At 47.8% G+C, this 16,414-nt stretch carries 15 protein-coding genes; 2 read left to right on the top strand and 13 right to left on the bottom strand.

Annotated elements, in window-relative coordinates:
* Positions 1-6: 6 nt before the first annotated feature.
* Positions 7-576, bottom strand: a complete 570-nt coding sequence (locus CS562_RS11015; RefSeq protein WP_083678977.1) for an STM3941 family protein — start codon at positions 574-576, stop codon at positions 7-9.
* Positions 577-919: 343 nt separating this feature from the next.
* On the opposite strand from CS562_RS11015, the gene CS562_RS11010 reads away from it, so the two are divergent.
* Positions 920-2,920, top strand: coding sequence for a S9 family peptidase (locus CS562_RS11010; protein ID WP_099855642.1), 2,001 nt, complete (start codon positions 920-922; stop codon positions 2,918-2,920).
* Between the two features lie 246 nt (positions 2,921-3,166).
* Here the strand turns inward: CS562_RS11010 and CS562_RS11005 are convergent, their stop codons facing one another.
* Together CS562_RS11005 and CS562_RS11000 are read right to left on the bottom strand one after the other, a co-directional pair.
* Positions 3,167-3,628, bottom strand: a complete 462-nt coding sequence (locus CS562_RS11005; RefSeq protein WP_099855640.1) for a hypothetical protein — start codon at positions 3,626-3,628, stop codon at positions 3,167-3,169.
* On the bottom strand, positions 3,625-3,861 hold the full coding sequence (locus CS562_RS11000) for a hypothetical protein (RefSeq protein ID WP_099855638.1): 237 nt from the start codon (positions 3,859-3,861) through the stop codon (positions 3,625-3,627). The genes CS562_RS11005 and CS562_RS11000 overlap by 4 nt, the downstream gene beginning before the upstream one ends.
* A gap of 330 nt (positions 3,862-4,191) precedes the next feature.
* On the opposite strand from CS562_RS11000, the gene CS562_RS10995 reads away from it, so the two are divergent.
* Complete coding sequence (locus CS562_RS10995; RefSeq protein WP_099855636.1) at positions 4,192-5,388, top strand: MalY/PatB family protein; 1,197 nt, start codon at positions 4,192-4,194, stop codon at positions 5,386-5,388.
* A 235-nt stretch (positions 5,389-5,623) separates the two neighbouring features.
* Here CS562_RS10995 and CS562_RS10990 read toward each other — a convergent pair whose 3' ends face one another.
* The 10 genes from CS562_RS10990 to CS562_RS10945 all read right to left on the bottom strand — a co-directional run bounded on the left by CS562_RS10990 (position 5,624) and on the right by CS562_RS10945 (position 16,387).
* On the bottom strand, positions 5,624-6,226 hold the full coding sequence (locus CS562_RS10990; protein ID WP_099855634.1) for an ABC transporter ATP-binding protein: 603 nt from the start codon (positions 6,224-6,226) through the stop codon (positions 5,624-5,626).
* Positions 6,216-7,172, bottom strand: coding sequence for an oligopeptide/dipeptide ABC transporter ATP-binding protein (locus tag CS562_RS10985; RefSeq protein WP_099855631.1), 957 nt, complete (start codon positions 7,170-7,172; stop codon positions 6,216-6,218). The genes CS562_RS10990 and CS562_RS10985 overlap by 11 nt, the downstream gene beginning before the upstream one ends.
* 2 nt (positions 7,173-7,174) lie before the next feature.
* Entirely contained in the window at positions 7,175-8,158 is a 984-nt protein-coding gene (locus tag CS562_RS10980) for an ABC transporter permease (RefSeq protein ID WP_257219453.1), read from the bottom strand.
* Positions 8,155-9,150 (bottom strand): ABC transporter permease, encoded by a 996-nt coding sequence (locus tag CS562_RS10975; RefSeq protein ID WP_099855629.1) that lies wholly within the window; start codon positions 9,148-9,150, stop codon positions 8,155-8,157. Before CS562_RS10975 ends, CS562_RS10980 begins: the two co-directional genes overlap by 4 nt.
* Before the next feature lie 41 nt (positions 9,151-9,191).
* Positions 9,192-10,835, bottom strand: a complete 1,644-nt coding sequence (locus CS562_RS10970; protein ID WP_099855627.1) for an ABC transporter substrate-binding protein — start codon at positions 10,833-10,835, stop codon at positions 9,192-9,194.
* Positions 10,836-11,180: 345 nt separating this feature from the next.
* Positions 11,181-11,654 (bottom strand): nickel-responsive transcriptional regulator NikR, encoded by a 474-nt coding sequence (gene nikR, locus CS562_RS10965; protein ID WP_076290249.1) that lies wholly within the window; start codon positions 11,652-11,654, stop codon positions 11,181-11,183.
* A 108-nt stretch (positions 11,655-11,762) separates the two neighbouring features.
* Positions 11,763-12,656: a hypothetical protein gene (locus tag CS562_RS10960; protein WP_180287098.1), complete on the bottom strand. Its 894-nt coding sequence runs from the start codon at positions 12,654-12,656 to the stop codon at positions 11,763-11,765.
* A 444-nt stretch (positions 12,657-13,100) separates the two neighbouring features.
* A complete protein-coding gene (locus tag CS562_RS10955) occupies positions 13,101-15,128 on the bottom strand; it encodes a hypothetical protein (RefSeq protein WP_099855622.1) in 2,028 nt (675 codons plus the stop codon).
* Complete coding sequence (locus CS562_RS10950) at positions 15,103-16,005, bottom strand: ABC transporter ATP-binding protein (RefSeq protein ID WP_099855620.1); 903 nt, start codon at positions 16,003-16,005, stop codon at positions 15,103-15,105. Before CS562_RS10950 ends, CS562_RS10955 begins: the two co-directional genes overlap by 26 nt.
* A complete protein-coding gene (locus tag CS562_RS10945; RefSeq protein ID WP_053783970.1) occupies positions 15,998-16,387 on the bottom strand; it encodes a GntR family transcriptional regulator in 390 nt (129 codons plus the stop codon). Before CS562_RS10945 ends, CS562_RS10950 begins: the two co-directional genes overlap by 8 nt.
* Between the last annotated feature and the right edge of the window lie 27 nt (positions 16,388-16,414).

Here is a 16,414-nt window from a genome sequence, read left to right as displayed (position 1 = left end):
TCCTATCTATTGATTATTAAACAGATCAAAGCTACTCCCTTCACTCGCCCTTTCATTCGATCGCTTCCAACGCTCCACCATCATGATATACAACTGATCCAGTGGTAACGTGAGGCTGCTCTGGGCAATGCTTACCGTAGCATCGACCATGCTGCTATTTACCGTCATTAATTTGCGCTTCATCCCATTCTGACGATCCAGAAACGCTTTCTCGTCCCACAATTTAACCCCAATCATCTTCTGTCCCATGAATTCATACATAAAAATATTCTCAACATCTTTCCAGGCAATTAACCCTCCTGATGTGTAAGAAGATGAATCCACAAACCCATGTTCATCGACAACAAAGGAAGGTTCCTTCTTAATCATCTTCACCAGGCTGTAGCAGAGACAAAGCCCAAAAAATAAAATGGAGAACAAGCCTATAACGGAAGAAATGGCAGATCCCTTGGCTGAAGAATCATCAAACATCAAAAAAAATCCGGCTGCTACAAAAAGTGCCGCCCCTACTGTAAGCCATGCCATTCGTTTCCGGCTCGGGTATTCCACGTGCTGTTGATCATAGGATGTGGACAAAGTGATGCTCCTCCTTCATGGTGACTGAGACAAGAATGATCTATATAAAAGGGGTACAGCTCATTAAATGAGCTGGATTACCAAATATACTTAAATAGCATTGTTCATTAAACAGATTCAACTGACATTAAACATCATTTTCAGACAGCTTTTCGTCTATTTCATGACTATTCAACATTAGGATTCGTCATGCTTCCAATAATTCCTTTCGGGCCCAGGCGATATTGTTAAGAAATAGGAGTACGTTCGTTAGAATCGTGTTGTCCTGCCTCATGCTTTCCGTTAATATAAATGGAAAGGTTAGGAAATTAAAACAATCTGAATCGTGGTGGGAGGACAAACAATGAAGAGTCTGCGCGGCATAACATCGGAAGATCTTTTTCAGATTACATGGGTTAATGATCCAACTCCGTCTCCTCAGGGCGGACAATTGGTATATGTAAGTCGGAAAACAAATGAAGCACGAGACGGTTATTCTTCTCACCTGAGACTCATTAACCTGGAGAACCAGAAGGAAAGACCTTTCACATCTGGGGATAAGGATCACGCTCCTGCTTGGTCGCCGGATGGTTCACAGCTTGCTTTTTTACGAGAGCATGAAGGCAAAACACAAGTGTGGCTGATCGCCTCAGATGGTGGAGAAGCACAGCAAATCAGTCATTTGAAGCATGGCGTCAGCTCCCTGCTCTGGTCACCAGATGGGCTCAATTTGCTTGTTAAGTCATCTGTGGACATGAGTAAAAAAGACGAAGATGAAACGGAAGACATAGATAAAAAACTGCCGCAAGAACTTGTCGTGGATCGAATTCGAATGAAATCTGACAGCGGCGGACTGTGGAACGGTCGACGAACCCATCTCTTCCGTGTTCCAATCGAAGGCGGAGAAGCGATCCCTGTAACTACAGGCCATTATGACGTTGGGGATTATGCGTGGTCGACGGATGGAGAGTCCATTGCCTGGATCGCTCAGTTTCCGGAAGAGGGCGAGGAGCATAACGATTACACCCTGACGAACCATGTGTATCGCGCTAAGGCTGACGGATCTGACGTGCAGCAGTTGACCCCAGAAGGATACTCTTTTGGCCGGCTGACGTACGCACCTGATGGACAATCCCTTGCACTGCTTGCTAGCGACCGCTCCTATGGAAATGCTACGTTGGTCAAGCTCTATACCCTTCCGATCTCGGGCGGCCAACCCGTATGTCTGAGCAAGGATTGGGATGTCCAGATCAATCACAGCCTCGTTGGTGATATGCGTTCACACCTGACTAATACGGGCCCGGTATTCAGTCGTGATGGTTCATCCATTCTCTGTCTTGCTACTATTGAAGGTAGCGTTCGGATTGCTCGATTTGCACGGGACGGCAGTCATGCCGAATACATCTTGCCGGACGAGAAAGAGTTCTATCAATTTGCTGAGCTGGAAAATGGACAGATTGTGGCAGGCGTAGCAGACGCACTTCATCCTGGTGATCTCTTTCTGTATACCCAACCTGATGAAGTTGGGGCCGAGCCTATACAATTGACCCATAGCAATCCTCAACTGGATGAAGAAATCCAACTTAGCACACCGGAGACCTTCTGGTTCGATTCCTCTGATGGCCTGCGACTGCAAGGCTGGATGCTCAAACCGGCTGGCATGGTGGAAGGGGTCAAAGTCCCAACTATCCTTGAGATTCATGGCGGTCCACATATGATGTATGGCTTTACATTTATGCATGAGTTCCAGATCCTCGCAGCACAGGGCTATGCTGTTGTATATATCAATCCAAGAGGTGGGCTCGGATACGGGCAGCAATTCGTGAATGCCTGCCGGGGTGACTATGGCGGCGGGGATTATCGTGATCTGATGGAAGCCATGGATTATGCGTTGTCCCGATATTCGTTTATCGACGAGTCCCGTCTGGGCGTCACTGGCGGCAGCTATGGTGGCTTTATGACCAACTGGATTGTTGGACATACTGACCGTTTCAAGGCAGCCGTCACTCAGCGCTCCATCTCTAACTGGCTCTCGTTCTACGGAGTCAGTGATATTGGATTCTTTTTCACGGAAGACCAGATTGGCGGTAATGCATGGGATGACACCGAGAAGTTATGGAAACACTCCCCGCTTGCATATGTGGGTAATGTCAGCACGCCGCTGCTGATTTTGCATGGTGAGCAGGATCTGCGTTGTCCGATTGAACAGGCTGAACAACTGTATGTTGCCTTGAAGCGGCGCAAACAGACCACTCGGTTCGTTCGTTTCCCGGGAGCCAATCACGAGCTGTCCCGTGGAGGTCACCCGCACTTAAGGGTACGTCGTCTGGAGCATATTGCCGGATGGTTTAACGAACACTTGTAACGCCATCATAAGATCACATTTATGAAATAATAAATAAATATTCTTCCTCCTGCTCTTCATGTCTGCCTGAGCGAGAAGAATTCAGGATCAGCAAAAAAACACCAGTAGAATCGGTCATATCCTGACCTTCTCTGGTGGTTTTTACTGTTTGGACGTTTGGAAACAGGGTAGATACTGCGTTCTACGTTCCTATCCCATGTTTATTTTTATCAAAGCATGGCTACGAGTACTTGTTGTCACGCTTTCTTATTCATCTTCCCATACAACAGTTATTTCGTTAATGTCCTTGTCGGTTGTGGAAATGGAACCAGTAATGGATACGGCAAATTTTTCTTTTTTACGGGCAATAATGCTGAATCCTTCACCCTGTACGTCTTTGCTGTATTGAGTCAGGTCTTTGTTCTGGTAATAACTTTTGTAAGATGCCCCTACCGCGAGCAGCGTTTCTTTTGTTGTATATGTAAAGATGATTTTGTTCTTGCCGCCGTCTACACTAGACTCTATCAGGCTAATTATCTTGGCATCCGTTGGTAAAGGTAAATCAGCTGGTAAATACTTGGCCTTCACAATTTCAGCCTGATTGTTTTTATCTGTTGATGCTGTTGAAGTCGAACCACTGTTGCTTGTGGAACTGGACCCACTGGAGGAGCTTGTGGAACCAATGCTTACTTTATTGGTTTTCGAATCATACGTTATTTCCGTGTTCAACGCATCTGCAATGGAACGAACCGGCAGTAAGTACTGCCTTGATACGTAATGGAGGCGAGATTCTTGCCCTTGTCACCTGTCGGTGTGAACTTCTGTCCATTCACTTCAATACCTAACCCATGGTTTAAATAAGCCTTGATGGTTTCCAATTGTGTTCCTGCATATACCCCCGCTGATCCCGTTAGTACCATGCCGAAGACACCAGCGGTTAAAATCCACTTTTTATTTTTCATCCGAAATACCTCCTGATTGTTTTATTACCGAAAATATATGTACGGTTGCTGCTTCGTTGTTAAACCAAAGGTTGGAATCATAATACCATCTGGTGAGAGCTTGTACATGATTTAAGAGGAAAACAGGACCAGCGGCGCACAAAATTAGTCGTTTCATTATTTTGTTTTACGCACGCTCGAATCATTGTTATTACATGAATATATTCCTTGATGCAGCTCTATATAAGCTGGAATCCATCTGGCGGTTACAAGTTGCGAAATCACCAAATTTATTAGATAATAATCTGTCGATTGTAGTCGAAGGAACGGATTTCAAGGGGGATTTAAGCAATGAGCAAGAACAATAATCATACATTTGACGAGCCGATTAATCGGCTCTCCACGGGATCAGAGAAATGGGATGCGCTTGAGGAGATCTTTGGTGTTGCAGATGCACTCCCCATGTGGGTTGCTGATATGGATTTCGCCGCTCCACCATCGGTCATTCAGGCGTTGAAGACTCGAATGGAACATGGGATTTTTGGTTATACAGTGCGAACAGATGCGTATCATGCAGCGCTATCGGGATGGATGGAGCGACGTCACAACTGGAGCATTAACGATGAATGGGTTGTATTCACCCCAGGTATTGTGCCTGCACTCAGTATTGCTGTACAACGGTTCACCCAACCGGGAGATGCAGTAGTAATTCAGACTCCGGTATATGCACCCTTCTATGATGTGGTACGTGGTCAAGGCAGAGAACTGATGACCAATCCGTTGGTGGAGAACGATGGACATTACTCCATGGATTTGGAACATCTGGAATCCTGCCTCAAGACGGGTCGGGTCAAAATGTTAATTCTGTGCAGTCCTCACAACCCGGTTGGACGGGTATGGACTCATGAAGAACTTCAAAACCTTGCTGCACTCTGCGTGCAATATAATGTAATTATCGTTTCGGATGAGATTCATGCCGATCTGGTACACCAACGTGGCGCGCATAATCCGTTGGCCCTTATTTCTGAAGCTGTCGCTGAACTCAGCATCATCTGTACAGCACCAAGCAAAACGTTCAACATTCCAGGTCTCTGCACCTCCAATATCATCATTCCAAATGCCAAGCTGCGGGAATCATTCATGCAGGGCGTGAAAACGATGGGACTTGCCAACATCAGCACGTTGGGAGCAGTTGCATCCGAAGCGGCCTACAACGGTGCTGAAGAATGGCTGGATGACTGTCTTGCCTATATCCGCGGAAATATGGAATACGTGCAGGAGTATGTCGCAGAGCATATGCCGCAAATCGGAATCCGGCTTCCAGAAGCGACTTACCTGCTGTGGATGGATTTCCGGAAGCTGAATATTCCGCATGCACAGCTGTGTACGATGCTGCTTAAGGAAGCGGGACTCGCCTTTAATGATGGAAGTATCTTCGGAGCAGAAGGCACAGGATTCATGCGAATGAATGTAGCCTGCCCACGTTCAACAGTGGAAGAAGCCATGCGCAGATTGTCTGTGTTAATGGGCAGGCTGTCGACCAAGTAAGTTGAAATACGTTAAAGTAAATTAAAGACGCTAACGAATCAGGCATAAGGTGTCTTCAATTCGTTCCAACAACGAAACTAGAATTTCGTCTAATAACTCGCGCTCGTTTCATTTAAGCGCTGAGTTCGGTAAAATTGCAAAAGGGGCTGTCCCTGTAGTCAAATCCATGATTAATGTTCATGATGGACTACTCGGACACCCCTTTTATATTGTAAAACGGTTTATACACCATAAGCTATGAAGTTGGCATCTGCACAATCCGATCGCATAACCTGTCCAGTAACTCCCGATCATGGCTGATGATCAACAGTCCCAGGTTGCGCTGACACGCGATATTCATCACGGTATGCCAGATCTGTGCCTGTGTGATCGCATCCAGCATGGTGGTCATCTCATCAGCGATCACGTAACAAGTTGCTGTGCCGAGTGCACGTGCAACGCAGAATCGTTGCAATTCTCCGCCTGACAACTCACCGGGCCTTCGATCCAGCCAATTCGTCTGGATACCCAAGTCATTGAGCAGCTCCTGATCCTCGATCATGGCTTCCTTCAAGACACGGCGCATTCGCCAGCGTGGATTCACCGCTTTCTCCGGATGCTGGAATACAAGTTGGACCGGACAGGCCCCGGTTTTGGGCAGCGGTTTCCCATCCAGCAGCACTTGACCTGCCAACGGTTCCACATACCCTGCAAGGATACGCCCAAGACTTGTTTTTCCACACCCACTGGGCCCCCACAAGCCAACGACCTCCCCCTGCTGTATTTTCATATTTATATCCTGAAGTACCCAAGCGTCTTTACCATAACGATACCCTGTCTTTCTAGCTTCAAGTGGCATGAACGCACCTCACTTCCCCACCACGAACTTTGCGCAGCTCAGGACGTTCGTTCGTGCAAGCCATCGTCGCTCCAATGCAGCGTGGTGCAAATGAGCATCCTTCTACCTGCTGCCGACCTGCTGCAGGCTGGGTACCAGACAGATGTTGAAAATCATTTTGCGGCAATGCATTCCAGAGCGCCTTCGTGTATGGATGTCTTAATCTTTCGCCCTTTCCCGTAAAATCACAAACCTGCGCCGTCTCCACATTGGAGCCTGCGTAAAATACGGATATGCGGTCTGCTGCCGTCAAAGCAGTCGTAATATCATGGGTAATCCAAAGGATGCCGACGCCTTCATTGGCCAGTTGTCGAAATTGCTTCATCGTTTCAGCCAGCACTTCGGGATGAATGCCAGGTGTGGGCTCATCTGCAATAATGAGCTTCGGATCACCGGAGGTGGCCGTTGCCATCAACACCCGCCGAGCCATGCCACCTGACAGCTCAAACGGATATTTGCCCGACGTGCCCTGAGGCAATAAATAACGTCCCGTCAGTTCCTGCTCTGCCTTTTTCATCGTGGATCGGAGCGTCGATCGGTGCTTACGCCCTGTCTTTTGGCTTACAGGTTGAACCTGCCTGCCCACCTTCAACAACGGATCCAAATAACTGACCGATTGGGGAATGTACACCATTTTATCTCCACGCAGATGAAGCTTCCGGTCCATGGTCAAGGGTTCGCCTGCATAGCTAATCCGGCCTTCTATCGTCGCATTGGCAGGAAGAATGCCCATGATTGCCTGCGCCAACACACTTTTGCCTGATCCACTTGCCCCTACGACAGCGACAATCTCCCCTTCATTGACAGACAGATTCAGATCCTGAATAACTTGGGTCTCCTCGTGCCCAAACCATCCCCGAGCACGCCGGAACGAAACCGATACTTCCTCCACTTCAAGAAGCGCCATGTCTACACCACCTCCCTTGAACTGCCGGTTCCCGTTAATGTCTTCAGACTGCCCCCCAACACATCAAACGCACGAACAACCAACAACAATGCGAGACCTGGGAAAAAGGCCAACCACCACATCCCTGCGGACAAATATCTCATCGACTCTGATAAAATAATACCGATCGCTGGCTGCTGCGGTGACAGCCCCAGCCCCAGAAACGTAATCGCTGCCTCATGCAGAATGGCATGAGGGAAGATCAGCAGCACTCCCACGAATAGCTGCGGGATCAGATGAGGCAGCATGTGTTGCACCGCAATACGAATTCGCGAATGACCCAATCTGCGTGAGATGTGAATATACTCTGCTGATCTCAGCTGAATCATCTCTGCCCTTACAATCCGGGCCAGATTCGGCCAATGAGTCAGGGCAATGGCTAACGTCACCCCAGGCAACCCTCCACCGAACACAAATGCTAGCATTACCAGCGACACCAAGTGGGGAACACTCAGAAAGAGGTCTATGATCCATGAAATGACCCGGTCCACAGCTTTCCCTGAAGCAGCTGCAAGACCCAGCAAAAGTGCGATAAGTCCGCCGCCACAAGCCGCCAGTAATCCCACCTGAATGCTCGTTGCCAATCCTTTCAATGTGCGCAAGAACATATCTCGTCCTAGCCAATCCGTACCGAAAGGATGTGCCCAGGCTGGAGCCAGATTCCGATCCATTAATGAGGTCAGCGTCGATTCTGCGGGAAGCAGTCTGCCTGTCAGCCACACGGTGGCAATCCAGATCACACCTAGGCCACCCCAGATTATCGCCCATTTGCGCGGATTACGAAAACGAGGAATACCGCCACCTGAATAACCTTTCCCACCATGAATACGTGGATGTACTGGCCTCCAATTTCTCTTGTTCCCCGCCTCACTTTTGGGAGAGTTAACTTTCAGATGCTGTGCAGTCTGAGCCGCAGGCCGGGAGGGACGTTCTAATGTCTGTTTCATCCTATAGCCTCCTCCTTCATGCGCGGATCAATGATACGGTACAGAATATCGGCCAGCATATTGCCTGTAAACACAAATATCGCACTGCACAGCACAAGTCCCAGCAGCAGCGGCACATCACCGCGTAATCCAGCCTGGACTGTTGCTTGCCCCAATCCGGGATAGGAAAACACTTGCTCCGCAAGCACAGCTCCACCGAACAATTCACTAAATGAAGCAAATTGCAGCGTCAAAGCTGGCAGTACCACATGTCTGAACCCATGACGACGAAACAGTTGAAGACCTCTCCCACCTCGTGCCCTCGCAAAAAGAATATAATCGGAGTCCAGCACATCCACGAGCTTCTGCCGGGTATGTAAGGCAATAGCGGCTACGCCCGTCAGACTCAACGTCAGCGCAGGCAGAATCATGTGCATGGCCCGATCTCCCCATGTCACTTGATCTGCTGCCATGCCCGCAGGTACACCAAGTCCGATTGGCAGCCAGCCAAGCCATACTCCGAATACCATGAGCAGTAACAGCGCAATCCAGAATACCGGTGTGGAAGCCAGTGTGTAACAGTACCAACAGATCAGACGATCCAGCCGCGAATCCCGCCTCATGGCAGCAGCGACACCCAGACCGAATCCAATCAGACCGGATAACACCCATGCCACCGCCATAAGAGCGACAGAATTCATGAATCGTTCCTGGATGATGTCCGCAACCGGCTGTCTATAGATCATCGATGTTCCCAGATCACCCTGAACTAGTGCCTGCCCCCAAGAAAACAGCCGTTCTACGGGTGAATCATTGAGTCCCCAACGTTCTTCAATAAGACTGCGTTGTTCTGCGCTCACCCTGATCATATCTCCACCAATGTAAGCCTCCACCGGGTCCACTGGAGAGAACTGCATTAATATAAAAGACACCACGCTGACTCCTGCCAGCAAAGATAACAGCCGCAGCATTTTAAATCCGACAAATCTGGCCCATCCCATCCTGTCCTCCATCCAATCTCTCCCCAATTTAGGCTAAAGCTACCGCAGCGTTTCTATTTCAATTCTTCCTCCCAGGACCATTCTTCCAGGTTGGATGTCACAGGCCACCCATGACCATGTGGATGGATCTGCTGTTCACCTATATTTAAACCATTCTTGACCAAATACAGATGATCAATGTTCACCAGCCATGCCCATGGCGCATCGCCTTGGTAACTAAATCCTGTCGATCCATCCCACTCCGCTTTCTGCCAGAAGGGCAGTGCTTCTTCTTCCGTTGTCGCTTGGAGAGCTTGTTGCATCCAGTTGTCCACAGTTGGGTTACTGTACAATCCAGTGTTGTAGTAACCCTCCCCTTTATGGGTACTACTGTAGAGGTTGTATGTCTCAAGCGGATCATGACTTCCCCACCCAAATAATACGGCATTAGTATAGGCTAGCTTTTTCGTCTCTTCCCTGCTCTTTCCCTCTACATTGACCTTGATCCCTGCCTGGGCCACCATATCCGCAGCAGCCAGCGCTAAAGATTGTCTCGTTAGATCCCCTGCAAAATAAATCAGATTGAACTCGGCCTTTGTGCCGTTCTTTTCTACAATTCCATCACCATTTGTATCCACCCAGCCGCCATCAGCCAGAATCTGCTTCGCTTCATCGGGATTCCCATCTGCAAAAACAGAATCCGGATTGCTCCACGGCAGGTCGTCGCTGACCGAGTAGGCTGGACGACCTTGCCCCTCCAGTACCCCCTCCACCAATGCAGTGCGATCAATCGCGACATTTACCGCTTTTCGAATGGAGATATCGGATGTAACATCATTGCCTGCCGGCAGGCCGTCACCAGACTTAGCTCCTGTGGGTTGCATCGGGAACATGATGCCCCGGTTATCGACTGTTTTCACTGATTCCAGCTTCATGCCGCTTACCTGCTGCTTGCTGAATGCCGCCGGGATAGCCGCAATATCGACTGTTCCGGCTTGCGCCGCTGCAAAGGCTGCATCCTCATCCAGATAGAGGAACGTCAGTTTATGGAATGTGGACTTTTTCCCGTAATATTGTTCGTTAGCCTCGACGATCGCCTGCTGACCCTTATCCCACTGCACCAGCTTGTATGGACCAGACCCAACCGGATGCTCGGCATAATCAGGACCATAGGCGTGCTCAGGCACAATACCGAGTGTAGTCAGAAGACTGATAAACGTGGACTGCGGCGACTTCAATGTAAAGACGACAGTTATTGAATCCGGTGCTTCCACATCAGCCATATTGGTAAGATCAATGACCGAACCGCTCTTGGCAGCCGTTTCAAACGTAAATCTGACATCTTCAGCCGTCAGTGACTCACCATCAGAGAACTTTACATCATCTCGGAGTGTGACGGTCCAAGTCATCCCATCTTCACTGACGAAATGCTCTGTCGCCAGATCATTGACCAGTTGGAGCTTGGCATCCCTTTTCAGCAAAGTGCTCTGAAAGAGCGGCGAACCATACTGCCCCCAGCCCGTAGTGGGATCAAATCCACCTTCCGGTTCCGTGCCAACGGCCAGCACCAATTCGTCTTTGGGAAGAGAAGTCGCCGCCTGATGGACGCTCTCTGTTGAAGATGTCCCCTGTGTACATCCTGACAACCCAACTGTGCATATCAGTAAAATGCCTACTCCCGCTCTAACTGATCGTTTCCCCCATGAAAATCCACGCATTTACGTTGTTCCCCCTCTAACTTTTACGATTCAATCCAATTCTGTGTTACTTTTTTTGAAAATTGTAGCACAAAATAGATTTATTGTGTCAACAAACTTAACTTCAAAATCCATTTATTTTCATTTACAGGGAATTTAAATGAGATTAATAGAGGTATAAATAGACGACACCCTGATTGGAGTCAGGTATTATAACAACACAAAAAAACAACAGATTATCGGTATTGGACCAATAATCTGCTGTTCTAAATACGTGCTATGGACAAAGTGGGCTAAAGCCAATGAATCGGTTATTGAATTTTTAAAAGTTAATCCGTTGAGGAATCAGGATGATGGTGATGATTATTAATTTTGGCTGTGATCATGATTGTGAGGACTGTGGTGGCTTGCCATTTTGTTGAGCTCATCCACATACGTTACTGACAGCTCTGCATACAGTACTCCTTTTTGAACCTGGATCTGCTGATGCAGATGACGCAATCGTCCTAGGTTGCCCCGTACCGCAATGACCTCCAGACACTGATCATGGTTTAGGTGCACATGCATATTGGAGATGATGTCATGGTGCGCCTCGTGCTGCAGCTCCATTAATCGAATAGGAAGATCACTGATATGGTGGTCATACACCATCACAATGGTTCCAGCTACATCCTGCTCGGAATGCAATGCAGAGGGCTCCAGCAATGTTTTACGGACCAAATCACGAAAAGCTTCCGAACGGTTCTTGTATCCCTGCTCTTCAATATATCTGTCAAACTGTTCGATCAGAGGCGTGGGAAATGCCACACCGAATCGGGTCAAATCTTCTTTGTCTGCCATTCATATCCTCCTGCCGCCTCGTTTGCTTCGAGTGTACCACAGTCCTGTCTTCTCATCGACTATACTGTTATTTCTCGGTAGCGGCAAAAAGGATAATGTAGCTCGCTTTTATTTAGGTCTCTTGGTCAGTTCCTGTCTGACTTTGGCATAGGTAGCACTTACCTTCTGTTCCAGTGTATAGATATGTTGTTTGGAGCCTGCCCATTTCTCCGCTGCTGCGGATAAGGAGTTCAACGAGCTTAATACGCGTGATGACTGGCCTAGTTTTGTACTCTGTTTAAACTGCTGCAACGCGTTTGAATATCGCTCTTTCGATAGGCTCGCCTGTTTTTTGCCCGTTTGAATCTGCTTCTTCACCGGATCAGCTCCAGCCAGTAAAGTACGCAAGCGTTTCACTTCTGTGCTCTTTCGTTTGCGTGCTTCGGCAAGCTCCTTTTTCTTGAAACGAATGTCTTGTCGGGCAAGCTGAACAACTGGTTTCAACGTATCCGCTTGGGTGCGAATAGCCGCACTCCATTCCTTGTTTTTGATCGCTTTGGCAGCATCGAGCTGCCTATTCACTGAACTGTACAAGGCAAACAAAGACTCATACCGTGCCTCGGTTTGTTTTACCTTTTCGATTAAACCAGCGATCTTTGCATCATCGATTTGCCTTATACTCACACGTAATTGTTCCAGCTCCTTGGTATTGGCGGCATGAATGGTCTTTGTCTTTTGTTCCCAAGCTTGTTCCTGAGTCGTCCAGTTGCCAACGTTCTCGTACGCTCGTTGCAGGGACAACTTGGTCTGCGAATCGGCCTTGCTCAGCACGGTCTCCCACGCCTTCTGGGCTGTTACGCCAAGCTCAGGACCCGCCGCTTCAGCAGCGGAGGAATAGTAAATCACACTGATACTGAAGATGATGATGAGTCCCAGGCTCATACGGGTCCAAACGTTAGCTCGAAGGTTTGGGCGTGCCCCGTATCGGTTGCTCATGTTGCTCATGAAACTGGGATTCTTCATGCTCCTCATAGAGGATTGACTCATAGTCTTTTGTTTGTCATCATTTCCCTCAATTATGCGACTTTGCCTGGCTTGCACTGAACATGAACAAAGACCCACCTGATGACTTGCATTGTCCTCCAAAATTCCAGTTTGCATTCTCTTCTGCTCCCTTCCATATGAATTGATAGTTAGAACCTGCTGGAGTATCTGTGCGGTGATTCAATTACGATCCCTGATATACAAACTGGCAAAAAACAAAAAAAGCACCCGCAAGTCAGGCGTATTGCCTGCTCTTACGGGTGCTTCCCTCATAAGCCGTTCCATATGGGATTCGCCGAAATGGTCATCATCTCGAATCGAACCACTACCTTTTTCTAATATATTCCATGTGTTGTATCTGGTCAAGTCAGATAGAGAAATCAGCATATTTACCGGGAGAACCCTTCCCGCTTGCAGATTATCTTACTGTCCGGCCAGGATGGCTTTCATTTCTTGTGTCAGGTCTTCTTCTTTCAGGATCATGTAGATGTTCTCGCCCTGGGTAACATTCAACTTGATCTGATAGATGGTATCTCTCTCTGTTTGATAACCGGACCGTTGACGTTTGAGCAGTTGGCTGATAATTTTTTTGTTTTTGGTTGCGATCTGTTTATTGCCAGTAGCATTCCCGTCCACATACTCTGACTGAGGATAGAGCAACTGTGGATTCCCAGGACTGTTGACCTCTTGCTTCACAAACTGCGCGGAAGCCACCTCATCTACTGAAAATTCCAGTTGTTCGTATAATTTGTTTTCTTTCAGCCAACCCAATACCCGATCATAGCTTGGTTTGATTTCAAAATTCCACATCTCTTTAGGCTGAAAAGGATCATTCGATGTAGACTCCTGATTCATTTCCGCAAATGCAAAAGACTGCCACGGGGAACGTTGCTCCTCGTATGTCTGGTCCATGATGTCCTGCTTCAGCAATTCCTTGAACTCACGAACTTGCTGTGGATTACTGATATATACCTTCAGATAAGGACTAATGGTTGAGCGAATTCCAATACTCAGCGCGTCCTCTTCCAGCTTATACGTATCAAATGCAACTCTTTTGTAGTCCTGGGTCTGTTTCAGAGTCATTAATTCCTGACGGAACTCAGCTTCGGGAATGTAATATTTGCGTTTCATCACCTTGCCGTTATCCAGCTTGTAATTAATAAATACATACTCGTCATTACGCATACCAGGATTGATGGGATCATCCAGCAAAGACAGATCAGAATCCACGATCTTCTGATGAAGAGCAATAACGGCTTTCATATATTCAGAATCACTTGAATAGAAAGGGCCATCATCCAACTTCGATGAAACACCGTTAGTATAAGTGTATCTCTCTCCACCAAGCTTGATACTGTTGACCTTGTTCAACTCAGGCACTCGTGCAGCATATCCATTCCAACTGGCAACAGGCACGTACAGAATCAATCCGGCAACAATACCATATAAAGCCATCTTGGGCAGCAGCTTGCTGCTCCAGATCAACCACGTCTTGCGAATAATCATCTCGGCAACAATATAACCGACAATTCCACCGAGGATATATCCGAAGATTCCCCACCCCGATGATCCTCTTGGAGCAATAATGGTGAAGTAGGCTCCACTAATTAAAACCAGCGTAAACATTAAACCAAATCGGAATATGGGTTTCACAAGCGTAAACGTCACCGCTTGGGTAGCAGATTCCACCTGTCTCTTCGCATAGAATACGTAAGACAACGGGATGAATAACAGTGTCAATATCGAATAAATAATGAGTTCCCAACCGATCACAGGAGCTCCACTAATCGAAGCCATGCGAAGAACTAAAGATATTTTTTCTGCATTTCGCCCAACCTCATCGTACGGATATCCAAGCAGGTAATGTTGAAGATGCAAGGAAAAAATGAACCATACAACAACAGGCAACAATAGAAGCACATACACGGTGAGTCCCTGCAACACGGACTGTCCAATGCACATACCAACCACCACGGTCAGCATGAACATAAACAGCGAGTAGATGCTCATACTGAGGCCCCACATCCAGATTGAACTAGCTTCGAATATAAATGCGGGCTGATCCAGTGCTGCCCATACCCAGCCTGTAATGGCAGTCGTTATCCAGATCGGAAGCAAGATCATCATAAATCCTGTCAACAAATTAACGGTTAACAGATGCTTGCGGCGCAGCGGCAAACTGTGGAACAGATCTGAAGGTGCACCGGATTGCACATACCGGAACAGAAAAATGCCCGCAGCTACCGGGAACGTAATGGCAAACAGAATTTGTACTTCTCCATTCGCCTGAAACAAACTCGTAATTTGCTGTGGTAAATCCCGATACTCTGTACCGATATGGAGCGGTAGCGAAAACAACAACGTGATCAGGTACAAGATGCCGATCCATCCATGCTGCCTGAAATTTTGGAACAGGATGCCCCGGTTACAGAACAATCGGTTGAATATCATATCCTGCATCCTCCATTTCATAGATAAATATTTCTTCCAGCGTCAGCGGCAGCACATCCAGCAGATAGGGGTCAAATGCACGGAACTGTTCCGTCACGACCTCGCGATTGCCTTTCACAATAAACAGGGATACACTTCCACGCTGCTCTTCATGTAAAATATTCACCTGTTCGTCCATAGCCTTGGCATGATCAGGATGACGGAAAGCGACCTGAATTTTATGTGTATCGGCCTTTAGATCATCCAGATCTTTCTCTACAATAATCCGGCCTTTGTGCATTATGGCAACATGGTCGCATAGGTCTTCAATCTCGCGCAAATTATGAGACGAGATCAGAATTGTCACCTGACGCTCCGCTGCTTCCTGGAACAGCAGATTTTTGATCTGCTGCCGCATGACCGGATCAAGCCCATCAATTGGCTCATCCATGAGCAGTACTTCAGGCATACAGCTAAGTCCAAGCCATACGGCTGCCTGACGGCGCATGCCTTTGGACATGCGATGCAGTTTACGTTTCACGTCAAGTTTAAATACACTGCCGAGCTGTACAAAACGCTCCTCATTCCAGCGCGGATAAACTGAACGATAGAAGGCAGCCATCTGATGGATGGACGATTGCGGGAAAAAGTATGGCGCGTCTGCCATAAAAATGGTACGTCCCTTGAGCTCCATATTTTCATATATTTCTTGTCCATCAATGCGAACCGTGCCGCTATCCTGACGATAGATGCCTGCCAGTATTTTGAGCAGCGACGTTTTGCCTGCCCCGTTGGAACCGAGCAAACCGTAGATCGCCCCCTTATGTACTTGCATCGTGACGCCATCAACGGCTTTTTCCTGTTCAAATGCCTTAATGACCTGATTCAGCTCAATCATGTGGCTCCCCCTTCTCTATACGGGCCATCGCTTCCTCAAATAAAAGCGTCATATCGGCTTTGCTCAAACCGGAATATGAAGCTTCCGCAATCAGCTTCACCAGAGCGGCTCTGATTTCATCTCTCATGGCTGCATTCGGATGTTCCACGGACGATGATACGAAGCTCCCTTTTCCCTGCAATGAATAGATATAACCTTCACGTTCAAGTTCCCGGTACGCCTTCTGAATCGTATTCGGATTAACCGTAAGCTGCCCGGACAGTGTGCGAACGGAAGGCAACTGCTCATCGGGTTGGAGAACACCGTACACGATCATTTCTTTGATTTTGTCTACTAGTTGCTCATAGATCGCCTTACGGCTGCGTACATCCAATTCGAACATCCCGCACCTCCTCTCTATAAAAGTTGT

The organism is Paenibacillus sp. LK1 (genome assembly GCF_002750415.1).
GTDB classification, from domain to species: domain Bacteria; phylum Bacillota; class Bacilli; order Paenibacillales; family Paenibacillaceae; genus Paenibacillus; species Paenibacillus taichungensis.
This window is presented reverse-complemented; position numbering and strand designations above follow the sequence as displayed.

Excerpts from the sequence above, each read along its gene's own strand:
- CS562_RS11010 (WP_099855642.1), top strand. The coding sequence starts at position 920 with ATGAAGAGTCTGCGCGGCATAACATCGGAAGATCTTTTTCAGATTACA.
- CS562_RS11000 (WP_099855638.1), bottom strand. The coding sequence starts at position 3,861 with ATGAAAAATAAAAAGTGGATTTTAACCGCTGGTGTCTTCGGCATGGTA.
- CS562_RS10995 (WP_099855636.1), top strand. The coding sequence starts at position 4,192 with ATGAGCAAGAACAATAATCATACATTTGACGAGCCGATTAATCGGCTC.
- CS562_RS10990 (WP_099855634.1), bottom strand. The coding sequence starts at position 6,226 with ATGCCACTTGAAGCTAGAAAGACAGGGTATCGTTATGGTAAAGACGCT.
- CS562_RS10985 (WP_099855631.1), bottom strand. The coding sequence starts at position 7,172 with ATGGCGCTTCTTGAAGTGGAGGAAGTATCGGTTTCGTTCCGGCGTGCT.
- CS562_RS10980 (WP_257219453.1), bottom strand. The coding sequence starts at position 8,158 with ATGAAACAGACATTAGAACGTCCCTCCCGGCCTGCGGCTCAGACTGCA.
- CS562_RS10975 (WP_099855629.1), bottom strand. The coding sequence starts at position 9,150 with ATGGAGGACAGGATGGGATGGGCCAGATTTGTCGGATTTAAAATGCTG.
- CS562_RS10970 (WP_099855627.1), bottom strand. The coding sequence starts at position 10,835 with ATGCGTGGATTTTCATGGGGGAAACGATCAGTTAGAGCGGGAGTAGGC.
- nikR (WP_076290249.1), bottom strand. The coding sequence starts at position 11,654 with ATGGCAGACAAAGAAGATTTGACCCGATTCGGTGTGGCATTTCCCACG.
- CS562_RS10960 (WP_180287098.1), bottom strand. The coding sequence starts at position 12,656 with ATGAAGAATCCCAGTTTCATGAGCAACATGAGCAACCGATACGGGGCA.
- CS562_RS10955 (WP_099855622.1), bottom strand. The coding sequence starts at position 15,128 with ATGATATTCAACCGATTGTTCTGTAACCGGGGCATCCTGTTCCAAAAT.
- CS562_RS10950 (WP_099855620.1), bottom strand. The coding sequence starts at position 16,005 with ATGATTGAGCTGAATCAGGTCATTAAGGCATTTGAACAGGAAAAAGCC.
- CS562_RS10945 (WP_053783970.1), bottom strand. The coding sequence starts at position 16,387 with ATGTTCGAATTGGATGTACGCAGCCGTAAGGCGATCTATGAGCAACTA.